This window comes from Desulfosediminicola flagellatus (assembly GCF_005116655.2).
Classification (GTDB): domain Bacteria; phylum Desulfobacterota; class Desulfobulbia; order Desulfobulbales; family Desulfocapsaceae; genus Desulfopila; species Desulfopila flagellata.
Window position 1 is genome coordinate 794,956 of record NZ_CP050698.1, and the last position, 23,108, is coordinate 818,063.

General features: G+C 44.7%; 17 protein-coding genes. All 17 read left to right on the forward strand.

Annotation, left to right across the window (positions count from 1 at the left end; all coding sequences use genetic code 11):
- Window positions 1-321: 321 nt before the first annotated feature.
- On the forward strand, window positions 322-1,008 hold the full coding sequence (locus FCL46_RS03365) for a cytochrome c3 family protein (protein ID WP_136810114.1): 687 nt from the start codon (window positions 322-324) through the stop codon (window positions 1,006-1,008).
- 279 nt (window positions 1,009-1,287) lie between these two features.
- On the forward strand, window positions 1,288-2,502 hold the full coding sequence (locus FCL46_RS03370; protein WP_136810113.1) for a cytochrome c3 family protein: 1,215 nt from the start codon (window positions 1,288-1,290) through the stop codon (window positions 2,500-2,502).
- A gap of 360 nt (window positions 2,503-2,862) precedes the next feature.
- Window positions 2,863-3,486 carry a cytochrome c3 family protein gene (locus FCL46_RS03375; RefSeq protein WP_228723318.1) on the forward strand — a complete coding sequence of 208 codons (624 nt, stop codon included), beginning with the start codon at window positions 2,863-2,865 and terminating at the stop codon, window positions 3,484-3,486.
- A complete protein-coding gene (locus FCL46_RS03380; RefSeq protein WP_136810112.1) occupies window positions 3,476-4,609 on the forward strand; it encodes a 6-bladed beta-propeller in 1,134 nt (377 codons plus the stop codon). Before FCL46_RS03375 ends, FCL46_RS03380 begins: the two co-directional genes overlap by 11 nt.
- 162 nt (window positions 4,610-4,771) lie before the next feature.
- On the forward strand, window positions 4,772-5,974 hold the full coding sequence (locus FCL46_RS03385; RefSeq protein WP_136810111.1) for a cytochrome C: 1,203 nt from the start codon (window positions 4,772-4,774) through the stop codon (window positions 5,972-5,974).
- Window positions 5,971-7,545 (forward strand): formate dehydrogenase subunit gamma, encoded by a 1,575-nt coding sequence (locus FCL46_RS03390; RefSeq protein WP_136810110.1) that lies wholly within the window; start codon window positions 5,971-5,973, stop codon window positions 7,543-7,545. The genes FCL46_RS03385 and FCL46_RS03390 overlap by 4 nt, the downstream gene beginning before the upstream one ends.
- A gap of 6 nt (window positions 7,546-7,551) precedes the next feature.
- Entirely contained in the window at window positions 7,552-8,583 is a 1,032-nt protein-coding gene (locus tag FCL46_RS03395; protein WP_136810109.1) for an NHL repeat-containing protein, read from the forward strand.
- A 1-nt stretch (window position 8,584) separates the two neighbouring features.
- Window positions 8,585-11,284 carry a cytochrome c3 family protein gene (locus FCL46_RS03400; RefSeq protein ID WP_136810108.1) on the forward strand — a complete coding sequence of 900 codons (2,700 nt, stop codon included), beginning with the start codon at window positions 8,585-8,587 and terminating at the stop codon, window positions 11,282-11,284.
- A 61-nt stretch (window positions 11,285-11,345) separates the two neighbouring features.
- Window positions 11,346-12,485 carry a hypothetical protein gene (locus FCL46_RS03405; protein WP_217909558.1) on the forward strand — a complete coding sequence of 380 codons (1,140 nt, stop codon included), beginning with the start codon at window positions 11,346-11,348 and terminating at the stop codon, window positions 12,483-12,485.
- A 292-nt stretch (window positions 12,486-12,777) separates the two neighbouring features.
- A complete protein-coding gene (locus FCL46_RS03410) occupies window positions 12,778-13,497 on the forward strand; it encodes a cytochrome c3 family protein (RefSeq protein WP_136810106.1) in 720 nt (239 codons plus the stop codon).
- A gap of 351 nt (window positions 13,498-13,848) precedes the next feature.
- Window positions 13,849-15,963, forward strand: coding sequence for a hypothetical protein (locus FCL46_RS03415; protein ID WP_136810105.1), 2,115 nt, complete (start codon window positions 13,849-13,851; stop codon window positions 15,961-15,963).
- Window positions 15,964-16,000: 37 nt separating this feature from the next.
- Complete coding sequence (locus FCL46_RS03420; RefSeq protein WP_136810104.1) at window positions 16,001-17,059, forward strand: 6-bladed beta-propeller; 1,059 nt, start codon at window positions 16,001-16,003, stop codon at window positions 17,057-17,059.
- Window positions 17,056-18,762: a cytochrome c3 family protein gene (locus FCL46_RS03425; RefSeq protein ID WP_136810103.1), complete on the forward strand. Its 1,707-nt coding sequence runs from the start codon at window positions 17,056-17,058 to the stop codon at window positions 18,760-18,762. Before FCL46_RS03420 ends, FCL46_RS03425 begins: the two co-directional genes overlap by 4 nt.
- A 348-nt stretch (window positions 18,763-19,110) precedes the next feature.
- Window positions 19,111-20,490 carry a cytochrome c3 family protein gene (locus FCL46_RS03430; RefSeq protein ID WP_136810102.1) on the forward strand — a complete coding sequence of 460 codons (1,380 nt, stop codon included), beginning with the start codon at window positions 19,111-19,113 and terminating at the stop codon, window positions 20,488-20,490.
- A complete protein-coding gene (locus FCL46_RS03435; protein WP_136810101.1) occupies window positions 20,487-20,975 on the forward strand; it encodes a tetratricopeptide repeat protein in 489 nt (162 codons plus the stop codon). Before FCL46_RS03430 ends, FCL46_RS03435 begins: the two co-directional genes overlap by 4 nt.
- A gap of 6 nt (window positions 20,976-20,981) precedes the next feature.
- Complete coding sequence (locus FCL46_RS03440; RefSeq protein ID WP_136810100.1) at window positions 20,982-22,109, forward strand: tetratricopeptide repeat protein; 1,128 nt, start codon at window positions 20,982-20,984, stop codon at window positions 22,107-22,109.
- Complete coding sequence (locus FCL46_RS03445; RefSeq protein WP_136810099.1) at window positions 22,106-23,089, forward strand: cytochrome c3 family protein; 984 nt, start codon at window positions 22,106-22,108, stop codon at window positions 23,087-23,089. Before FCL46_RS03440 ends, FCL46_RS03445 begins: the two co-directional genes overlap by 4 nt.
- Window positions 23,090-23,108: the final 19 nt, after the last annotated feature.

The window sequence follows — 23,108 nt, forward strand, 5'->3', positions numbered from 1 at the left end:
CTCGACTCCAGTATCTTTATGTTATTACCAGTGAAGATGATATTAGAATCTCAGACCGCGGGTTTATGGAATTATTCAATAATTGAAAATAGCAAATATTCGATTCTGAATCAGGGCCTCTTTTTATGATTTTTGGGAGGAAGCGGTGTGGGACTATGGAATGTGTTTCTGCCGGCCTCTGTTCATATTGATTATGGGAACGTGCAATACTAAAAAAAAAATTGCTGAGAAGGATTTTGAGATAGAATAGGTAGTTTATGGCTGGAGTAGTACAAAATTTTTCAGGTCAGACAAACGAAGATTGGAGCATAAAAATAATCTATGAATACTTATAGAATATTATTGTTACAACTTCCTGTTATCGCCATGATGACGTTTGCCACAAGTTGTAGTGAACAAGCCAGGCATAAGACGCTAACTGTATTCTTTACCGGTGTACCTTCTAATAAAGACGAAAGGAAGGAGTCTGCAAATGATCAACTGGCGAAAAGGACACGTTCCGAAAAGGATGGACCTCTTCTTTCCTTCCATAGCTATTTTACTTCAAAACAGTGTGGCGTATGTCACAAAACATCCTTTACTCAATCCCTTAACAGAAGAGCTCCAACGGGAGTACCGGTAATGTATTTTGACAGTGAAGGTGAAAATGCAACTCCTCAGCTGCCTTTTAGGGAGATATGCGTAAATTGCCATGCAAACAGGTCTCCCACTTTTGCCTCAGAAAACAACCTATGGCTACATGCACCTGCTACCAAGGGTGGTTGCACTATCTGCCATGTTCCTCATCAGAGCAGATTTCCTGCCCTGCTTAAGGGTACACCTGCAAACCTCTGTACTATGTGTCATCCAGAAGAATTGATCAAGTTTTCAAAAAGTCACAGTGAGTCAAAAGATTGTTCTCTATGTCATACTCCTCACTTAGGTAAAGATAAATTGCTCTTAATTCAAGATTATAAGGAAGTGCGATGGTTACCAGAGCCGGTTACGTATATTTTTAAAAAAAAATGAAAACGCTTCATGCGATTTAACACAACATTTTATTACCAACATGAATGAGTATTAAATTCCGGAAAATGTGCAGGATATATCAATTTCAGGCGTCCTTACATTTTGCAATCTGCACTTCGGGTAGTGGACCTGTAATTTAAGCTATAGCTATTTGGACTACCATGGTGAAATAGACTGTTTCGAACGTGCGAGACAACGTTTTCTGTTGGAAACAGGCAGGTAATTTTTTGAAACAATTCGTAAAATACGCGAAAGTTGAAAGTATCAGGAGGGTAGAAAATGGAAAGGAATATCCTATCACTACTTTTCTTTGTCACTTTATTCAGCCTTTTTAATAGCTACACTCAATCCCAGGGAACAACGCAATCTAAACAATCTTCAAAATTTCAACATGAACCATTCGCAAATAAAAAGTGTAAAAGTTGCCATGAGTCAGGTGCACCATGCGGTAATGACCTTGTCTCTCTAGCGCCAGAACTATGTCTAAACTGCCATGAAAAGTATTCCGGAATGTATTCCCATAGCCCTAGTAGTTCAGGAGAGTGCCTTTTCTGCCATAACGCTCATGAGTCTGAATATGATTTTTTGCTTAAGGAGGATGAACCGGATATCTGCTATGCATGTCACGAACAGATAAAAGAAAAGATGAATGATGATCAGAATTCAACACACACGCCGGCAGTTGATAACTGTACTATATGCCATACGCCCCATGTATCTGACACGAGTAGTAAACTTTTAAAAAAAAACGTAAAGAGCCTTTGTACTGAGTGTCATTTCGAAGAAGATATTACCCTGCCTATTGATCTTGACCGCGTTATCCACAAACATAGGCCAGTTGAATCAGAGACAAGTTGCTTACATTGTCATGCCCCTCACGCTACATTCTTTGATAGTCACTTGTTGGCGGAACCGCTCGACCTTTGTCTCCATTGTCATGATAAAGAAGTTACCGCATATGATGGTGCTACATTAGTAAACATGAAGGAAATATTGAAAAATAATACAATCCACCATGGGCCAATTAAAGAAAAAAATTGTTCCGGTTGTCACAGTCCACACGGTAGTGATTTCTATCGTATATTATTAGCTGAGTATCCTAAGGACTTTTACACAGATACCTTTGATAAAAATGCTTATAATTTATGTTTTAACTGTCATGAATCAGCAGTATTGCAAGAAAGGGAAACAACTACATTAACAAACTTTAGAGATGGAAAAAGAAATCTTCACTATCTCCATATTAACAAATCCGAAAAAGGTAGGACGTGCAGAGCGTGTCATGAAATACATGCCAGCAATCAATTCAATCACATAAGAGAGTCTGTGCCTTATGGTAAAATCAAGTGGCCTTTAAAATTACAATATGAGGCACAGTTTGCTGATGTTGATAATGGTATTCCATGTAACATGCCGAATGCGTCTTGTGTAAAGTCGGGAGGGTCCTGTGTTGCCTGCCACAACACGAAATTTTATGAAATTTTTCAAAAATGAAGAGATAAGATATTCGAGAATTTCATAAAGGAGAGTTCCCTGACCAGGTAAGGATCGACCCAGCCGATGACAACGGGTTCGAACAATTATCTCAGTACATTATTTACGAGCGTGCCGTGATTAAGAGAATACTGAACCGTTTGAAACTTTGCTCGAAGACAGTCAAACAGTAAGTATCTCCGGCTGTGACGACCATTTTTGAAGGATGCATGAGAAAGCGATAACTTATCAACCTCAACAAATTACGATATAGGTTTTTGGAACCGGAAAAGTAGGGAATACCTACTTTCACTCTATTGTAGACCAACGTATCCTTAAATATAAGGAGTAGTAGAGGCTTTCAACCGCAGGAGGAAAAACGTGAATAATAAAATATTGGTCGCGTTAACTGTTTTGTCCGCAAGTATGAGCCTTAATCCCAATGCGAACGGGGCCATCAGTGGATCGGCACATGATTTTAGTAATAAAGCCTGGAGTGGAGGTGAAATTTGTGTGGCCTGTCATGCGCCTCATAATAATATTGATGTTGTAGATGCTCCTCTCTGGAACCATGAAGTTTCCGAAGCTGTCTATGTGTTGTATTCCAGCCCGACATTTACTGCGGACGATATCACGCAACCATCTGGCGTATCAAAACTCTGTTTGTCTTGCCATGATGGAACGGTGGCTGTAGACGCTTTCGGTGGAAGCGAAGGCGGAAATACCTATCTTCAGGGAAGAAAAAATCTTGGTGAAGATTTGAGTAATGATCACCCTGTATCTTTTGTTTACGATTCGGAGCTTGCCACAGAGGACGGTGGGTTGTTTGACCCGGAGACAACAATGTCGGGAGTTGCCGGGGGAACCATCGAGGAGGATATGCTCTATGCAGGAAGGGTAGAGTGTGCATCGTGTCATGATGTTCATAATAAATACAGTAATTTCAGATTGCTTAAGGTGGATAATAGTAGTTCGGCACTTTGCCTGACCTGCCATGATAAGTAAAATATGCATTTCTCCTATCCAGGAATCTGGAGATAGCTGGCGATTACATTTCTGCAGTATACACACGGTCATTCTTGTGGTAACCGCGGTGATGTGCCTCCTGTTAAGTAGTTGCGCACGAAAGAGTGATGAATCAGCACCTGTGATATTTTATCCCAATCCTCCGGAACAGCCTCGCTTGCAGTTTTTGACTGTCATATCCTCAGAAGATGATCTCAAGGTTAAGCAAAGTTCCTTTCAGAATTATCTGTTAGGGCCTGATATTGATATTGCAGATATCGGTCGCCCTTACGATATCAGTTCATCAGCCGGGAAACTCTATATAATAGACAGAGCGATCAACGAAATTCTCACCGTTGATCTCAATACTGGTGAATTCGATATGCTGTCAGATATCCGACGCGGTGCACTGGCAACTCCTTCAGGTATCTGGGTTACTCCCGACGATGTGAAATATATAGCGGATCTGGAGCGTCGACAGATTGTAGTTTTTGATGCCGATGATAGTTTTGTACGAGCATACGGTGATGGACAAATATTTGAGAAGCCGGTCGATGTAGCTATCTACCAGAACAGTATATATGTCTGTGATATGAAGAAAAACGCGGTCTTGGTGCTGGACAAGGTTTCGGGCAGGTTGCTCAGGCAGGTGGGAGAGATCGGTGCAGGTGAAGGACAGCTATACAAACCGACACACATTACGGTAGACGAAAATGGTAACCTTTTTGTCAATGATGCGTTTAATTATAGAGTTCAACAGTTTGACGCTGATGGCAATTTTGTGAAAACATATGGTTTCCATGGCGATTTGATCGGGGCTATGGCACGGAGTAAAGGCGTGACTATAGATCGTGAAGGGCATCTCTATGTTGCCGATGCAGCATTTGAACGTGTACAGATTTTTGATTCTAATGCTCAGTTGCTGCTGTTTTTCGGCGGTCCCGGTATTGGCCCCGGTAATATGTATCTGCCGGCAGGTATTCATATCGATTATGAAAATATCGCATATTTTCAACGGTTCGCTGATAAGGACTTTAAGCTCAAGTATATTCTGTATGTCTGCAATATGAGCGGACCGAATAGGATTAATGTGTACGGATTCGGAGACTGGCTGGGGGAATGAATTCATATACAGAATGTATCTTCCGATAGTGGATTGCTGCGACTGTGCCTGACAAGCAAAAGGTTCGAAAGTGTTTTTGAATGATGTTACTCAAGAATACCATGAGTGGATTGTTGAGGGTGCAGCCACACTACTCATATTTTGAGTGAGGAGGGATAGTGGATGGATATGAATATCGACAGAAGGATACGTCTTTTGCTTGTTCTTTTTATGCTCGTTATCCAGACTCCCTTCGGTGAGGCATCCGCAGCAGATGAGGAAGGGTGTATTATCTGTCACAAATATCCGGGGCTGGCCAGAATAGATCAGGATACAGGTCGCTTGCGTCTCTTTTATGTAGATGACGGCAAATATAAAAATTCGGTGCATGGAAAAATCTTGTGCAGAAACTGTCATCTTAAACTTGATGTTATTCCTCATGCTGATTTTACACGCGTTAACTGTTCTACAAAGTGTCACATTAAGGAGCCGTCTACCGATAGAGAATTCTCACATGGCAATATTTATGGAGAACTGAATGCCAGTGTGCATGGTATAGGGACAGCGGATAAGCCGAAAAAATTCAAAGAGGATATGCCGGAGTGCACTGATTGCCACTTAAATACAGTGCTGCAGCCGGTTACCGGGGTTCTTGATCAGGAGGCGGGAGTTTCAGCCGACGCCTTGAGACGGTGTATTGGCTGCCACACCGATAAGGAATGGTCCAATCGTTATTATCAGCATTTCACCCATCGTCTGCATCGGTCAAAAACATCACTGGAAACAGTTAAGTTGTGTCTGCTCTGCCACCAGAAGACAGATAAAATGGCGCGTCATGGTTTGATTGCAACAGAAAACTATAAAGATACATTTCATTGGAAAGGTGTACTCTACGGCGATCAGAATGCCCCCGACTGTTTGAGCTGCCATGCGCCGGTGGGGTATACAATACACTCCATGAAAACTACCGCCGATAATACCTCGTCCGTTAACCCAAAAAATCTTCAGCAGACATGCATGAATCAGGATGGGACGCAGATATGTCATCCTAATGCAATCGCGTCATTCTCTTCAGGAAAAATTCATAAAGCAGGAGTTGGTATAGACAAACACGTCATGGCCATGGCAAAGCGCGAACAATTACAGGCTGGCGATGATGGAATTCGGAAGAACAGTAGTTTCAATACCTTGATGACAGATGAAGAAAAGAAAGATCTCTCAAACCTCGATAAGAAGGAGGTGTTTCACTGGAAAGTATTGATGCTGGTAAAATACATTTACACCATGCTTATTACAGTTGTTGTTGGCGGGATGTTGATCCATCAGGTGCTGGATTTCTGGCGAGCTACCATTACCCGAAATAATTCACGAGGGGAGGGGAAATGAGCGAGGATAAGATGATGGAAGGAACTTCTCTGCCCACTGAAATTGAACGTTTAAATGTTCAGGAAAGGTTACAGCACCTATTCACATTTCTGACATTTGTTATTCTGGTGGTAACGGGATATATGCTGAGGATTCCGGAAGAAGCGATTTTAAAACTTGGTCAATATGGTGAAACGATATTTTTCTATCGCGGTGTCATTCACCGTGTAGCCGGCGTCGCCATGATACTGACCAGTGTCTACCACCTCGTATACCTCATCGTCTCACGGCACGGAAGGTCATTCTTTGTTGATATGCTGCCAACGTTCAAAGATATAAAGGACGTGATTGGGAACATTGGCTATTATCTGGGAATGCGGAAAAGCCCTCCTCTCTTTGAACGCTTTGATTATCGGGAAAAGGCTGAATACTGGGCGCTTGTTGCCGGTACTGTGATCATTTCAACAACAGGCATTTTCCTCTGGTCTGAGGCATACTGGAGCAAGTTCATACTCGATATTTCGATTCTCATTCATGGTATGGAGGCCATTCTGGCCACACTGGCCATCATCGTCTGGCATTTCTATGCGGTACATTGGAAACCGGGACAGTTCCCAATGAATTCAGCTTGGATAGATGGGAAAATGTCAGCCCATCATCTCAAAGAGGAACATGCTCTTCAGTATGAGCGACTGGTGAAGGAAGGAAAGCTGGCACCGGTTGAAGAAGACAGCAATCATAGCTCTTTTCTGCATCATCCCCGGAGAAAGACTTTCGGTCGCAGATTCATAGAGCTCACCTCATTTGCGTCAATTTTCTTTTTTGCAATTGTCTCATATCTTCTGGTGAAAATATTATATTTCCCGACAACATATAATACGGGTGAGGCTCAGGCTGCGAAAAGCATAAGTGAGTTTGAGCTATTTATGCAAAAGCCGGATGAAACTGAAACAGCAAATCATTTTCATAATATTGATACGACAGTGGAATTGGAAATTGCCAATAAACCTATTTGCCTGAATTGTCATGGGACGTATCCGCATGGAAAGGCACCGGATATCCGGTCATTTCTCAATATGCATAATTACTTTATGGCGTGTGAGACCTGTCATGTTCGTCGTGAGGATGTGGACGGCAAGGTTCAGTATACCTGGTTTGATAATCAGACAGAAGCTGTCGTGACCTCTATTAAAGGTAATAACGGCGTGTATGGTGCACGACTGGTCCCTGTTATGTCATCACCGAGCGGAACACAGCGTCTCGATCGGTCAAGCAATGAACAGTTTGCCAAAGAGTATATGGCGCGAAAGGATAAGCTGACGCCGGAAGAACAGGCCCGGGCCAAAGTTGTCCTGCATAAGGATATCTCAAAAAAGCCGCTGCAATGCACAGAATGTCACAGCATGAACGCCTATATCGATCTGGCAGCGGTGGGATATTCACGCACTAGAGCTGAGAGCCTGTACCGAACTGAGGTTGCAGATATGATAAACAGGTATCTGGAATTCTATCTGCCCACTATGTTTGATCCGGACCTTATGAAAAAAGAAAAATTAGAAAAACTGAAATCAGCTAATCGCTCTACAGATTAGGACGTTATGAACGGCCTAAATGTTTCAACAGCTGTGTTTGATCGTCTTTCCGCTATGTTGCGTAAAACACTGTTTTGTCTGTTGTTGTGCATTTGCGGAGTCAAGGGATTATGCAAAATATTACACTTGAAATGGCACTTCCTGGCCGGGATGCTTCTCTGTTTGTGGTTCAGCCCGAATTGGGTCTCTGCCTCAGAGACTCCTGCTGAGAAAATAATCTATCGCCAGGTTCTTGAAATAGCAGGAGTAATGCAACTGCCAAGCGATGTTGCTCTTGATGCAGAAGGCAAAATATATGTGCTGGATGGTACCGCTAATTGCGTCCGGGTATTTGATACCGATGGGAATGCTCTGCACACCCTTGGTGGTGAGGGGATTTTAAATCAGCCTCTGGGGATTGATGTTAATGACACAGGAGAAGTCCTTGTCGCTGATTCGGGCAATCACCGATTGGCTATCTTTCCTGCAGGTAAATTAGTACCCCGATATCTGGATCTCCCTTTTTCACCTGATGATAAACCGGCAGACCCTACAGATGGTCATTTCAGCCCGGACAACACTATCCTGTATGCTGTCGATAACGATAACCACAGGATAGTGGCGCTTACCAACGACGGAGATATGTCATGGTCCCGGGGCTATATGGGGCGTAATCAGGAAGAGTTTCGTTTTCCGTTCATGATGGATATCGACAAGGACGGGAATGTTTACGTTGTTGAAGTCATTAATACGCGAGTACAGGTTCTTAGCCCGGATGGATCTTTTAAGCGTTTTATCGGGGAGTGGGGGATTGAGCCCGGTCAATTTTATCGTCCTAAAGGGATTGTAGTCAGTAATAAGGGTGAAGTGTTTGTCTCAGATAGTTACCTGGGTGTTGTGCAGGTGTTTGATGTATCAGGAAGGTTTCTTGGAGTAGTGGGGAATGAACATGGTAATATGAGGCGGTTTATCACCCCGATGGGCATGGCAGTAAATAGTGACCGATTACTCATTGTGGAGATGTATCCTAGTCGTCTTCTTGTTCTGCAACGAGAATAGAATGAGCAGCATGCGGTTGTATAAACCATTAATGACACTATCGGCAGTCTGCTTTCTGCTGCTTCTTTCCTCCCATGCTCTTATTGGAGCAGGTAACCTTACCCAGAACTCATCGCGGGAATGTGCGATTTGTCATTTTCGCTGGATAGATCAGTTCGTTGCAGGTCATGGAACAGAGCTTTCTCCGCTGGAGACCGAAGATGTAGCCGGTGAGGAAATGATGTGTTTCAGTTGTCATGATGGTTCAACCGATGACTCACGTATAAAAATATGGCTTCGTGATCGTCATCAGACGGGTATGGTACCTTCAGATAAGGTCACTATTCCCAAAATTTTTCCGCTCTCCAGAAAAGGCGAAATGGTTTGCGCTACGTGTCACTCCGCCCATTCGGTGCCTACAGATACCAGTATAGAGCGCACAATCTTTCTCCGTATTTCAAGTCATGATTCACAAATGTGCGAGATGTGTCATACCGATCAGGCTTCAAAGGAATTGTCTAATCATCCAGTTCATAAGGGGAAAGATGTTCTGCCTCCGGAAATATTTGCAGCGGGTGGAGTGCCTTCTGATGTTGATGAGAAACACCTGATATGTGAAAGTTGCCATACTGCGCATGGTGGTCTGGAACATAAAAACCTGCTGTTTCCTGCTCGCAACTCAATCCTGTGTTCTGTTTGTCATGCCGATAAGGTTGATGATACCGCGCAACAGTCTTTGCAGCAGAAGAACCATCCCCTTTCAGTTACAATTAAGCTCGAAGGAGGAAAGCTGGCGGAAGTGTATACCGGCCTGGAAAATAGTCTGCAATGTTTAAGCTGCCATGTAGTGCATACTCATGAACCTCCGGAACAATCTATAGTTGGAGAAGGTGGGGCAAACAGAGAGGTCAATACCATGCTGCGCCACTCCGCGAGTGATTCGAGCCTTTGTCTGGTCTGCCATCCTGATAAAAATTATGAAAAGAGATCGCTGACAGCACAGCACAATCACCCACTGTATACAGAGTTTAAAAGCAATCGGATCAGCAATGACGAGATTCTGTTCGCAGGAGCTGGAGATACGCTTCAATGTCTGAGTTGTCATAAGATTCATCAACATAGCCCTGGCAGCAGAGCATTGGTTGCTGCAAGGGGAAGAATATGTACGCTCTGTCATGTGCAAAAACAGTCTATTGCCGGTACCGATCATGATCTGGCTGTTACTGCCCCTGATATACAGAATAGGCTGCAACAGAAAGTCGATCAGTCAGGTGTGTGCGGACCTTGTCATATCCCGCATAATGCGGAAGGGAAATATCTCTGGGCGAAGGAGATCAGCACCGCAAACAACTCGCCATCCACCTACTGCCTGAACTGCCATGAACCAAATGGTCCTGCCGGCAGAAAGTCGGTAGGTGTACACAGTCATCCTGTGAATATAGCAGTTGAAGGCGTGTTGGCACTGCCACTTTTCTCTACACCGGATGGAAAAGACGTAATGGAATGCGGGACCTGCCACGAGCCTCATCAATGGAGTTTTAAAGATAAACGGGAAGGGGACCATACCAATAAAGAAGGTAACGCAGAGAACAGTTTTTTACGTAAACCATCCGGAAAAGATAGTGCTCTCTGCGCCAGCTGTCACAGTGAGAAATTCCGAGTGGAAGGCACCGATCATGATCTCAGCATCACTGCACCTCTGGCAAAAAACATTGCTGATGTGACGGCTATACAGGCCGGTGTCTGCAGTTCATGCCATGTACCGCATAATGCAGCCGGTGAAAAACTATGGGCTCGCCCTGATGTAAAGGATGTCTCAGCATTGTCAGGTCTATGTTTCAGCTGTCATATGACGGGTGAAATTGCTGCCGAAAAGACCGTCGGAGACTTTTCACATCCTGTAAACGTACAGTGGCAGGGACACGTTGATCTGCCATTGGCCGAAAATACAGAGGGAAAAAAGATACTAGGCTGCCATACCTGTCATGATCCTCATCAGTGGAACTCGTTGCTCGTCGGGAAAGGCAATGGGCGCAACGAAGAGGGGAATGCCGAAAGCAGTTTCTTGAGAAAAGCAAACCTGAAAGATCCTCTGTTATGTAGAGAGTGCCATAAAGTGCAGGCTCTCGTCTCAGGATCTGATCATGATATGAGAGTTACTGCCGGCACATCCTTGAATCTGAAGAAACACCTGCCCAAAGATGGATCAGTCTGTTCATCCTGTCATGCTATCCATAACGCAGGCATTAAAAGAATCCTCTGGAATGCACCACTCGCTGATTCAGGCCGGGATTTCATGGAAAACGCCTGTTATGGGTGTCATCAGGCAAACCAGGCTGGAAAAAACAAAATAGTAACTTCCGGTTCGCATCCGACACAACCATATTTCGGTTATCGTAAATCCTACACCTCTATTATGGATTCTATCGGGATAGGGGAGAGTGAAATCCCTTTATATGATCCTGATGGTGAGAAAACGGATCGCGGGGAGATATCCTGCCCTACCTGTCATGATCCGCATGTCTGGTTTTCGAAGGAAAAAAGAGCGGGAACAGGTCAAAACAGAGAGGGAACCATTGTGGACAGTTTCCTTCGGGAGGGAGCGAGAAGTGAATTGTGTTATGCATGCCATGGCATGACAACTCTGCTGTTATACAGATTTTACCACGATGCTGAAGCAAAGAAGGATATACATGGGAAAACTCGTCCCAGAAAACAATAGAGATCTATATAATATGTTTTCGTGATGAAGCGACGACGATGATTGAGGCTGATAATGCACGATGATAAGGCACTACCCTATGTGTAATTTCAGAATTACTGTCATGGTAATCGCAGTGATTGCTTTAAGTGGGGCATTCCTGGCAATGACTGATCCGTCAAGAGGGGCTGAATCTGTACATGATGTATCTGCTTCTACCTGTGATATGTGTCACCGTTCTCTTACAGCCCTGCATTATAGCGGACTGAATCCCTATCTGGATCCGGAGGCACTCCGTACATTTGAAAGCTCTGAAAAAAAGAGGCTTGCCAGCAATCCGTCTTGTGGGGATTGTCACGTACCCCACGATACTACCAACAACAGGAATCTGCTGAGTTCGCAATATCTTCAAATCGCGGCAATTTCAAGAAGCCTGAATCCGCATTGGTGCAGTGTGTTGTGTATCTCCTGCCATGTGCAGTCGGTACCGACCAGTGATAAGTCTGTACTTGTCCGGAATGGAGATACAAACGGCACCTGCAACCGTTGTCATCATTCTGAGTTTGCCCGTACTGAAATTCATCCGGTGGGGATTATTCCATCAGAGAAAATTAACGTTCCGCCTGAAATGCCACTTGATAATGGTAAACTGACATGTAAGACATGCCATCAATGTTCCCTGCAGAAAAGCGCACTCACTGCAGATTCTGAGATGAGGAGAAATCGGAATTTTCTCAGGCACAATGCGCTGTCCCGTACAGAATTCTGTTTTCTTTGTCATGTGAGTGAATCGTATCGTCGTCTCAATCCGCATAAGCAGCTTGATGACCTGGGTGAAATCCAGGAGGAAGTCTGCCTTTTCTGCCATTCCAGTCGTCCTGACGTGACGGTGCTGGGGCCGGAACATGTAACGTTTGTTGTCGATAACCCAAATCAATACTGCACGGGATGTCATCCGGGGTTTGACACAAAGCACCCATCCGGCGGCTCGCATCTGGTAACGCCTTCCGAAAATATCTTGCGCGCTCTCAGTACGTCAATAGAGAGAATAGGGGTCGAATTACCGTTATTTAGAGGGAAAATAGTATGTACAACATGTCATAACCCGCATGAGGAAGGAGTCATTAGGATTCCTGCCGCAGCTTCGGGAGCTCAGCGGCAGCATAAATTGAGATTAATACCGGGCATGAACCTCTGTACGGGTTGTCACTGGGATAAATGACAGCACGGGCCTTATTATAAATTGAGCAGCTCTTTGTGGAAGTATTTGTTAGGATTGGGGTTGTTGTGGCTGATGGAAGAGAAAAGAACAACGCATCAGGATGAGCAGATTACTCTAGGAGGCTGTCCGACAATTAGGGTTTTGGTCAAAATCGAGAAGTTTTCAGAAAATAAGCACAGCCATATACTTAATATTGCGAGCATTATTTTTTGAAAAATCCGAAGATTTTGGGCAAAAGCCATTCTCGGACAGCCTCCTGGTGAATGTTTATCATTAACCTGAATATTATCTGATGAAATACCATAACTCCGTATGGCGGGGATGGACAACTGCGTGCCTCTTGCTCGTGTTGTTGCTGTTAATCAGCCAGGCAGGGTGCAGTCAGAAAGAGCGGCATACGATATTAACATTTTTTTTTACCGGGGTGCCGCCTCTTGAAGAGACAGCTTCGGTTGAGAAAGACAATGAACTGTTACCTATCGAAATAATAAACCCGGTAAAGTCTGAATCAACTGAGAAAACGCTGTTTTCTCACCCTGTATGGCTGGCCGGTGTTTGTGATCCATGTCATGGAAGTTCTGGGAATTTCAGCTTTCCGGGTGTTCGGGAAAAATCGACATCAGTTTTCAATACAGGGGGAGGCATGCCTGGAAAATTGACGTTGCCTAAAACTACACTCTGCATTCAGTGTCACACTGATAAAACTCCCAAAAGAGCCTTGTTTGAGAGGTTATGGTTACACAATACCACTGCGAAGGGGGAATGCCTTGCCTGCCATGATCCGCATCAGAGTGAGAACCCGAAAACTCTTCGTCAGTCGTTGTCACTCATATGTTACCCCTGTCATGAAAAGGGTGCATTCTGGCAGACACCAGCTCATCAAAAACACGAAGAATGTCTTACCTGCCATAATCCTCATATGGGAATTAACAGGAACCTGTTGAAGAAAGAATATAAAGAGCTACGGCAACCGGTAGCACATATCAATGGGCATCCGATAATTAGTAGGTAAGGTTTTGAGATACTGCAATACAATTTCTGATTACCCCTAACCCTCAGCCTGTTAAGGTGAGGAGAGAGGCGTAAGGTGTGAGGTGTGGGTAGTATACAAGTGATTTCCTGGTTAAATCACTTGTGCTTTCGATGAGTTGATATGTGCGTCTGCACTTTGTACAGTTACTCCTCACTCCTCACTCCTCACTCCTCACGCGATGCAGCTGAACTTTGGTGGTAATCAGCGTACCCCCCGGCGACCCGGGTCAATTTCTACGACTATAAAAATTGATATGAAAACAGCCCCGTACAATTTTTATAGTTAGAAGAATACAATTTATACTATGTGCGATTTTATGGGTAATCAATAATGATCGTTGGGAAGTCAACTCCCCGTAATCTTTATGGTAAATGGTTATGTCTCTGCGGAATATTGTGTATTTCAAGAGTCGTCTGGCTGGTGCCTGTATTCCTGCTGAGTGTAACGGTAGTCAAGGCTGAGGAGGCTGGAGTAACTGCAGATGTGCAGGAGGGAAGCACGGAAACTGTTGTGACTGTTCCATACCGTAGAGTTAAGACTGCGGAGAAGGAAGAAGGGCTGGAAGGTGAGTATTATTTCATTCAGAGACCTGCCATGGGAATGCAGCTGACGTATGAAAATAAGAATGAGTCACGTACATCAGATGGCAAAAAAGTCGAAGACAGTTACAACAGATTTAAAGAAAGTATACAATTGAAAACCAGGGGCTGGGTGTACCACCCGGCTTTGTTGAAATATTCACTGATGATTGAGCCTGAATGGCTTCAGACCAGAGAAAACAGAAGTTCGGGAGAAGAGGCGCGGGTTGAATCATTTGCTCCCGATTATGCAATATCAGCAACAATTCTCGAGCCTAAACCCTATACGATTAAAGTAGGCGCCAGCCGGTTGGAAAAACCTGTATGGGCGGCTTTTGCAGGCAACACCGAATCCATAGTTGAATCATACGGAGCAAAGCTGTTGCTTAAGTACAAAATGTTACCCACAACGTTTGGTTATGAACATCTGACTACTGATCAGACCGGCTTTTATACCTCGCTCAGCACTCGGGAAAATATAACTCTTTCTTCTCAACATCAAAGTCTCCGAAGTTACAGCAACCTGCTATCAACATACAGCGAAGATGAGAGAACCAGCGAGGGAATCACCACGAGTATTAAAAGCTTTAATAACACCCTGTCAAATAGCTATCGATTCTTTACTTTGAAGGATAACAGGGCAACCCTGAACTCGTCTCTGGCCTACAGAACCCAGGATACCACGTATCTCAACTCAGAGTATATACGCCTGAGAGAGCATCTTAACTGGTTACATAGGAAAAACCTCCAGTCAAACTATACATTCATTCATTCCAGGCAGGACTCTGATGATGTACGCTCCGACCAGACGTCGCTCGAAGGCAGGTTAACACACTTGCTGTATGAAAACCTGACGACCGATATTGGCGGCAAAACACAGTTCTACAATTATGAGGGAGGGAAAGAAAATGCGTATATCGGTTTTCTTGATTTTGCCTACACCCGGCCATTTCCTAAGGGTACGTTGAATCTGAATGCCGGATGGGAATATCAATACACGGATCGAAGTGGCAGCGGCGACGCCATTGCGCAGGTGACAAATGAAGTACATCTTCTGAGTACAGGAGTGGAGACATATCTTGATAACTATGGTGTTGACCGTGAATCTATAATAGTTACCAACAGTTCAGGAACAACTGTCTATATTGAAAATATTGACTATGCAATAGAGGAAATTGATAATTATATCCGCATAGAACGTCTGCCTTTCGGCTCGATAGCTGATCCCCAGGCAGTGGCAGTGAGCTATCGTTACAGTGTTGATTCTAATTATGACGATGGTCTTATGACCCAGAGTTACGGTGTTAATTTTGATATTTTCCAGAACCTGCGGTTTTCCTATAGCTATGTGAAGATTTCCCAGAACGTTTTTTCAGGACAAAGGTCCGAGCCATTAGTTGATGATACTATTCACAGAGCTCAGGTCCGTTATGATCTCGGCTGGTCAGATACCAGCCTCACCTATGAGGACAACGACCGTCAGTCGGAACGCACCTATACCCAATGGAAAGTCCAGGAAGTGCTGCGCTACAGGTTGCAACGCAGGCTGTATTTCACCCTGAAAGGGTTCTGCGGCAAGACACATTACACGACTCGTGAGGATACACGGGAGTTTTACGGTGGTGTAACCACGGTCGACTGGGGACTGAGCAGACGGAGCATGCTTCGCGTTGAAGGCTATTACGACAACACCCGAAGTGATGTTGAGGACACCGAAAATAACGGATTGAAGGCAACTGTTGAATACCGATTTCGAATATGGAAGGCGCTTCTCAGCTATGAAATGACACGGCAGGACAACAAAATTAATGATTATCTACGGGATGAACAGCTTATTCGGTTAGAGCTTATCCGCAAAATATGGTGAATCTCTTTATTCACACCTTTACAGACACATACCTTTTATGAAGAATACAACCTGCCACGGAGGATGCAGTTACCTCCTGCTTGTACTTTTTACGCTTATCGGATTATCAAGCTGTGCAGTGCAAACACGGGAACCGTTGGCTCATGAAACTGACCTGACATGGCCTGCAGGGAATGAAATACCGCGAATCCGATATAGTGGAACTATCTCCAGGCCTGAAGATCTTGGCATTACGAAAAATGTCCTGCAGCGATTATGGGGCTATATCATAGGCGCAGAAGAACAGAATATAGTAACTCCATTTGGAGTTACTCTTGATGATGAAGGCAGGATATATGTCGTTGATGCCTTTTGGCGAAATATTCATCTTTTCGATACGGTAGGCGGCAATGTTAAAATCTTTCCTGATGATGAGATTGCATTGAGTTCCCCAATCGATATCGCTGTTGATGACGAGAATGGTCGAATTTTTGTAACAGACTCCCATGATGGAGTTGTCAAAGTTTTTGAAGGGCCTGACGATCAGATGCCTCTGGTGGTTGGTGGTGAACTGCTCAACCGGCCAACCGGGATTGCAATTCATCATCTCACTGGAGAGTTGCTCGTTGTTGATACCAAGCTGTGTTCTGTCTTGAGGTTTGATCTAGAGAACCTGAACTTTAAAGGACGTTTCGGAAGCAGAGGGATGGCGGAAGGAGAGTTCAATAACCCTACTCATATCTGTGTTGCAGGAGATGGTTCGATACTCATTACCGATGCTCTGAATTTCAGGGTTCAGATATTTTCAGCAGATGGGGAATTTCTCAGAACATTCGGAAGTGCCGGTGACGCTCCCGGTTATTTTTCTCGACCTCGTGGCATAGCTACTGACAGCGATGACAATATTTACGTGGTTGATGCTCTTTTTGATAACATCCAAATATTTGATATAGCGGGTCGTTTACTTATGGCTTTTGGGAGTTCGGGGCGGGATAACCGAGAATTTTGGTTACCGGCTGGTATTAGCATTGATAAAAATGATAGAATTTATGTGACTGATTCGTATAACAAACGTATTCAGGTCTTTCAGTATCTCAAACAGGACCATTCACTGTGAAGAAGATAACAGTTATCTGCATCATGGGAATAACAGTGTTTATGTGCAATGGATTGCCTTCATATTGCGCCAGTATACTTGAAAGCAAACATAATCTTTCGATAAGTGGGACTGGCGAAATACGTGCGACCAATGAAAGCAGGGTCTGTATCTTCTGCCACACACCACACAATGGGCGCAGGGATATTCCCTTTCTGTGGAACCGCTCCGACCAGACTACCAACTACATTCCTTATAAAAGTTCAACAATGCATGCCTCGGTAGGGCAGCCTACAGGAGCCTCAAAACTTTGCCTGAGTTGCCATGACGGGACAATAGCCATGGGGGCCGTGCTCTCCAGGGCCGATGAAATAGAGTTCCTCGGAGGTATCCGGTTTCTGCCGGCTACTCGCAGCTCATATATTGGCTCAGATCTGTCCGATGATCATCCTGTTTCATTCAGTTATGAAAGCAGTCGTGATTATGGCAATCTGGAATTGGTAAATGTTGCATCTCTACCTCCGGAAATACAACTTGACGACAGCGGTCAGCTGCAGTGTACAGCGTGTCATGATCCTCATGATGACAGTTTGGGAAACTTTCTGGTGATGTCTAACCGGTTTTCGTATCTATGTATTGGCTGTCATAGCAAAAAAGGCTGGGATAGCAGTACGCACGCGCTTTCCTCGTTGAGGTGGAACGGGCAGGGATCTGACCCATGGCCGAATACTTCATATGGCACTGTAGCTGAAAACGGGTGTGAAAACTGCCATCAACCACATACTGCCGGTAACCATCAGAGACTTCTCAAAAGAGAATATGAAGAAGACAATTGTATTGTTTGTCACAATGGCAACGTTGCGGCTGAGAGTGTTGAGCTGGAACTGACCAAACCATATCTTCACCCTGTTCAGTCATACAACGGGGTGCATGATGCGGCAGAAAATTTCACCCTTAATGGTGTGGAAAACCATGTGGAGTGTGAGGATTGTCACAACCCGCATCAAGTGAACAGCAGCACGGCATCGGCTCCTGTTGTTGCAGGAGAAAACGTTGGAGTGCTGGGGATTGATGCCGGTGGACAGCAGGTGGCAGAGTCGCAGAACCTGTATGAGATCTGTTTCAAGTGCCATGCTGATAATACTGTGATCAGCGAACCCGCAATTACACGACAGATTGATCAGGTGAATACACGAATGGAGTTCGCTTCCGGGAACCCTTCGTATCATCCTGTAATTGCTTCGACAATAAACAGCTATGTTCCAAGCCTCCTGCCTCCGTATAGTTCAGGCAGTCTCATGTATTGCACAGACTGCCATGGCTCGGATGATCCTGAAGGTGCCCGCGGACCCCATGGTTCCATGAATGAATATTTGCTTGTCGAACGGTATGAAACGACAGATATGACCAGGGAAAGTGCCGAAGCATATGCACTCTGCTACAAATGTCATGACCGTGGTGTAATTCTGTCTGGCAGAAGTGGGTTTTCACTGCACAGAAAACATGTTGAGAATGCAAATACACCCTGTGCCGTCTGTCATGATCCCCATGGTATCAGTGCGACACAGGGAAATGCTGACAATAATGGCAGCCTGATCAATTTTGATGTGACGGTCGTTTCTCCAAATAGTGCGGGTGAGCTTTACTATTCTGCTATGAGCAACGCTCAATGTTCGTGTGCTCTTCTGTGTCATGAGAAAGACCATACAGCTCATGGTGACTAACCTGCCAGGAGGCTGGCCGAGAATAGGAATTTCGAAGTCTACGCTATCTGGCCAAAATCGAGAAGTTTTCTGGAAGTAAGCACGACCATTTGTTTGATATTACGCGATTTCATTTTCTGAAAGGACTGAGGTTAGAGGGTTTAGGACTGGGTGGATTGTAGTGAAAATGCAATTAGCTTCTGGAATACTCAGTCCTTTTACCTTTGGCCTAAGACCTTTGACCCGATTTTATTCTATGCAGAATGTTTGAAAAGCAAAAGCCTATGCAGAAAAAGATAAGGTGTGGGGAATAGCATACTGATCGAAATCAGGAGAAATTCCTGAAACCATCTTGAAACAGGAGGGGTTATGGATAGCAAGAGCAGAGTTATAGCTGTCCTGTCGTCGAAATGGCTTAAAGTCTGTATGGTCATCCTTATTGCAAGCCTCTGCACGCTCGAAGCATGTGCTAAAAATGCAGGAAAAAATGTAGTGATAGCGGCCGGGCAGTCCTGTGTCAGTGCAGAGTGCCATCCTGCAGTTGGAAAAGGTGCTTTTGTGCATGGCCCTGTGGCTACCGGTGACTGCTCTTTCTGCCATAGGCTGGCAGGTGAGACTCCGCACCAGTTTCTGGCTATTGAGGATGTTGAAGGTCTCTGTTTCGAATGTCATGAAAAAATGGATCTTGGTACAGTGGTTCACCAGCCTGTCGCAGACGGTAACTGTACCGGTTGTCATGATCCTCATCAGTCTGCCAACAGGTTCCAGCTGAAGGGTGGAGGATCCGCTCTGTGCTTTGAGTGTCATGATGCATCTATTGGCGGGGGAAAGGTTGTTCATAGCCCGGTTGAAGTCGATGGGTGTGGAGTGTGCCATGCCCCCCACTCATCTGATTTCCAAAAGATGTTGATGGCTGAAGGTAACGAAGTCTGTTTTACCTGCCATTCAGATAAGCAGGATGAGTTTGCAGAAAAAAAATATGTTCATGGGCCTGTGACTGATGGTTGTGTGGAGTGTCACAGCCCCCATAGCAGTGACTTTAATTTCAACCTGCCAGCCAAAAGTAATCAGGATCTCTGTTTTACCTGTCATTCAGATAAGCAGGTTGAAATTTCAAAGGCGACAGTAAAACACGGTGGTATTGAAACAGATACGGGCTGTATTGCCTGCCATAACCCGCATGTCTCCTCATTTCCTTTTCAACTCGATGCTGCACCGATGGATCTTTGTCTTTCCTGTCATGATAGAGAGTATAGTCACCCTAATGGAACCTCGGTCGCTGATATGAAAACGCTATTGGAGAACAACAGCAGTCATCATGGACCGATCATCGATAAAGATTGCTCTGCCTGCCATAACACACATGGTTCTGTTAACTTCAGAATACTGAGGGGGTATTTTCCTCAGAAATTTTACGCCCCGTACAACCCTGATAATTTCGAACTCTGTTTCATGTGCCATAACGATACATTGGTGAAAGATGCCAAAACCACCACGCTCACCGCGTTTCGTAACGGCGATCAGAATCTTCACTATGTGCATGTCAATAAAACGCCAAAGGGCAGGACCTGTAGAGCATGTCACGATGCCCATGCAACAACGAACCCGAAACATATTCGGGATGCCGTGCCGTTTGGTGCGTATCAACTGCCGATAGGATTTACCAAGAGTAAAAGTGGTGGGGGCTGCCTGCCCGGTTGTCATCAGGAATTCAAATATGACACTAACACAAGGGTGAAAAACAGATGAAATGGAAATTATTCTTCCCGATTGTGTGTGTAATTTTTGCGTTAGGCTTAAGTGAGCCTCAGGCTGCATCAACATCGTGTCTGCAAAAAGGTTCACAACTGGCAGGTGAAGGAAAGCTTGACGAAGGGATAGAAGCTCTCATGCAGTGCATCAGCAATAATGCTTCGGACGGAGCGGCACACATTGCTCTAGGTAACCTTTTTCTTCAGAAGGGCGATATGGAGCAGGCATTAAGCTCATTCGAAACCGCACTGAAATTGCACCCCGAATCAAGTAGTGCCAAAACAGGAAAGGGTATCGTTCTCTCTCGACAAGGGAATCTGCATGATGCAGAAGTAGTTTTAAACGATGCCCTGCGCTTGAATCCTGATCCTTCCCGGGTGTTGTATGAGCTTGGCCGTATCCACGAACACAATGGTAACCTGGAGCAAGCACTTCTTTGTTTCAAAAAGGGAATCTCAGCGTTTGAACAGAATGCGAGGTAGTTTCTTGTGAAAATTTTCAAGGTGTTTCCGAATAGGAAAAAATTACTCGCGGTAATTTTTCTGGTGACTGCGGTTGTCTTGCAGGCCACGGTATCCACGCCATCTCTGAAGACTCTTGGTGTAGGAGGGAAGGCACCCGATTTTGTGTTGCGGGATCTGTATGGTGTAGAACATATCTTAACAACAGGTAAGGAGCGTGAGTGTACACTGCTTCTATTTTGGGCAACCTGGAGCAAAAATTCAGCAGAGGCTCTGCGGGAGGCGGAAAGCTTCTATAAGAAGTATCGGGAACAGGGGCTATCGGTGGTTGGCATCAATGTGGAGCGATCGGGAATTGATGAGCAATCCATTAAAAACATTGGAGCATTTGTCAGCAGGATTGAAATTTCCTTTCCTCAATTGATCGACCATGGTCTTACAACATTTCAGCGCTATGGTGTTGTCGCTGTTCCGACCTTTGTAATCGTGGGGCAGGACAAAGATATAGTTTTTGAAATGTCCGGCTTGCCTTTGGCAGGGAATGAGAATATGAAAAACTATCTCACCGGAGTTTACGAAGGCAAAATGGAAGCGACAGTAATGCCAAGTGCATACGGGTATAAACCGGATGTTAAAGCAGTACGATTCTGGAATATGGGGGAAAAAGCTTTACAATCGAAACGGAATGCTCGTACTGCTGAAAACTGGTATAAAAAAGCTATCAGTGTTGATCCCGATTATATCGACCCCTATTTGAGCCTTGGCAGATGGTACAGAGAACATGGCTCAACTGCAGAAGCTCGGAAAGTTTATCAAAAAGTTATCAATCTGCAACCTGAGAACCCCTCTGCTTTGAGCGGTCTGGCTATGTTAATGATTGAGGAAGGAAACGAATCAACGGCCAGGGAATTGCTTACACAAGCCATTGCAGCCGATGAAGCATATACTCCAGCTTTGTATTATCTCGGATATGTACACGGAAGAAGTGGAGATACGCAGAAGGCCATGTCACTTTTTGCCAGAGCCCTGGAGTTGAACCCTCTGGATTACAATATTTATATCTATCAGGGGAAGATGTATGAAGAGCAGAAGCAATTGGCTCAGGCGGTAAAAAGTTATAAATCGGGTCTTCAACATCTTCTGCATCTCCAATGAAACTCAATCACTGGTTTTATGCAGTTGTCGTTCTCTGCTGTATGCCTCTCAAATGCTGGGCTTTAAGTGGTTTTACAGTTCATCTGCCTCCTGAAAACGCATATCTTGAAAGCGAACGTGTAGGCATAGTTCTCAACGTCGAAAACGTGGTGTTGAGCTCTATTCGGGTAGTTGGCGGAAAAAACGATACTACAGAAATACAGGTGTCTGCTGCAGTACCTACACTATGTTTCGCAGTGTCTCTGAACCATGGGCTCAACGTAATCGAACTTTTGGGGATAAATCAGGGAAAGGTGGTTGCGCAACGTTCTGTAAAAATTTTCTCAAAATCAGTATTGGATTCTTCCTCAAGGTTTCAGCCAACTGGTTTTGAGCCGTATGTATTTCATGTTGAGGCTAGAGAGCAGGCGTGTGTCGCCTGCCATGATATGAACCCGACGTTGAGTGATCTTCGCCCTTCCGATCCCGTTAAATCACCCTGTTTTTCCTGTCATCAGCGGAAGAGAGTTATAGCTTTTAACCACAACCCCGCTACGCAATGGAATTGCTTCGCCTGTCATGAAGTACTTGATGAACAACGGAAATATACAGTTCCAGATCCTGAACAGCAGATGTGTGATCCCTGTCATCATAAGGAAATGAAGAGTTGGAATGCATCACAGGTTGTACACGGGCCTACTGCTGTAGGACATTGCACAATCTGTCATGACCCGCATGGCTCTGATCGGCCAGGGATATTGAGAATGCAGACAACAGACTTATGTATAAATTGCCATGATGATAAGGCTTCAGGAGCACACGTCATTGCGGGATTTTATGGTCAGGGGCACCCCGTCAGAGGTGTTAAAGATCCGTTTAAGCCGGAGAGGGAATTTACCTGTGCCGGTTGTCATGACCCTCATGCCGGCGATACGCTAAATCTTTTGCGCCACGACAACGCTAATATGATGGAATATTGCACTCGCTGTCATGAAATATGATAGGGAAGGTGGCAGGAAC

Excerpts from the sequence above, each read along its gene's own strand:
- FCL46_RS03415 (WP_136810105.1), top strand. The coding sequence starts at position 13,849 with ATGATCGTTGGGAAGTCAACTCCCCGTAATCTTTATGGTAAATGGTTA.
- FCL46_RS03395 (WP_136810109.1), top strand. The coding sequence starts at position 7,552 with ATGAACGGCCTAAATGTTTCAACAGCTGTGTTTGATCGTCTTTCCGCT.
- FCL46_RS03400 (WP_136810108.1), top strand. The coding sequence starts at position 8,585 with ATGAGCAGCATGCGGTTGTATAAACCATTAATGACACTATCGGCAGTC.
- FCL46_RS03380 (WP_136810112.1), top strand. The coding sequence starts at position 3,476 with ATGATAAGTAAAATATGCATTTCTCCTATCCAGGAATCTGGAGATAGC.
- FCL46_RS03405 (WP_217909558.1), top strand. The coding sequence starts at position 11,346 with ATGATAAGGCACTACCCTATGTGTAATTTCAGAATTACTGTCATGGTA.
- FCL46_RS03430 (WP_136810102.1), top strand. The coding sequence starts at position 19,111 with ATGGATAGCAAGAGCAGAGTTATAGCTGTCCTGTCGTCGAAATGGCTT.
- FCL46_RS03420 (WP_136810104.1), top strand. The coding sequence starts at position 16,001 with ATGAAGAATACAACCTGCCACGGAGGATGCAGTTACCTCCTGCTTGTA.
- FCL46_RS03410 (WP_136810106.1), top strand. The coding sequence starts at position 12,778 with ATGAAATACCATAACTCCGTATGGCGGGGATGGACAACTGCGTGCCTC.
- FCL46_RS03365 (WP_136810114.1), top strand. The coding sequence starts at position 322 with ATGAATACTTATAGAATATTATTGTTACAACTTCCTGTTATCGCCATG.
- FCL46_RS03390 (WP_136810110.1), top strand. The coding sequence starts at position 5,971 with ATGAGCGAGGATAAGATGATGGAAGGAACTTCTCTGCCCACTGAAATT.
- FCL46_RS03385 (WP_136810111.1), top strand. The coding sequence starts at position 4,772 with ATGGATATGAATATCGACAGAAGGATACGTCTTTTGCTTGTTCTTTTT.
- FCL46_RS03445 (WP_136810099.1), top strand. The coding sequence starts at position 22,106 with ATGAAACTCAATCACTGGTTTTATGCAGTTGTCGTTCTCTGCTGTATG.
- FCL46_RS03435 (WP_136810101.1), top strand. The coding sequence starts at position 20,487 with ATGAAATGGAAATTATTCTTCCCGATTGTGTGTGTAATTTTTGCGTTA.
- FCL46_RS03370 (WP_136810113.1), top strand. The coding sequence starts at position 1,288 with ATGGAAAGGAATATCCTATCACTACTTTTCTTTGTCACTTTATTCAGC.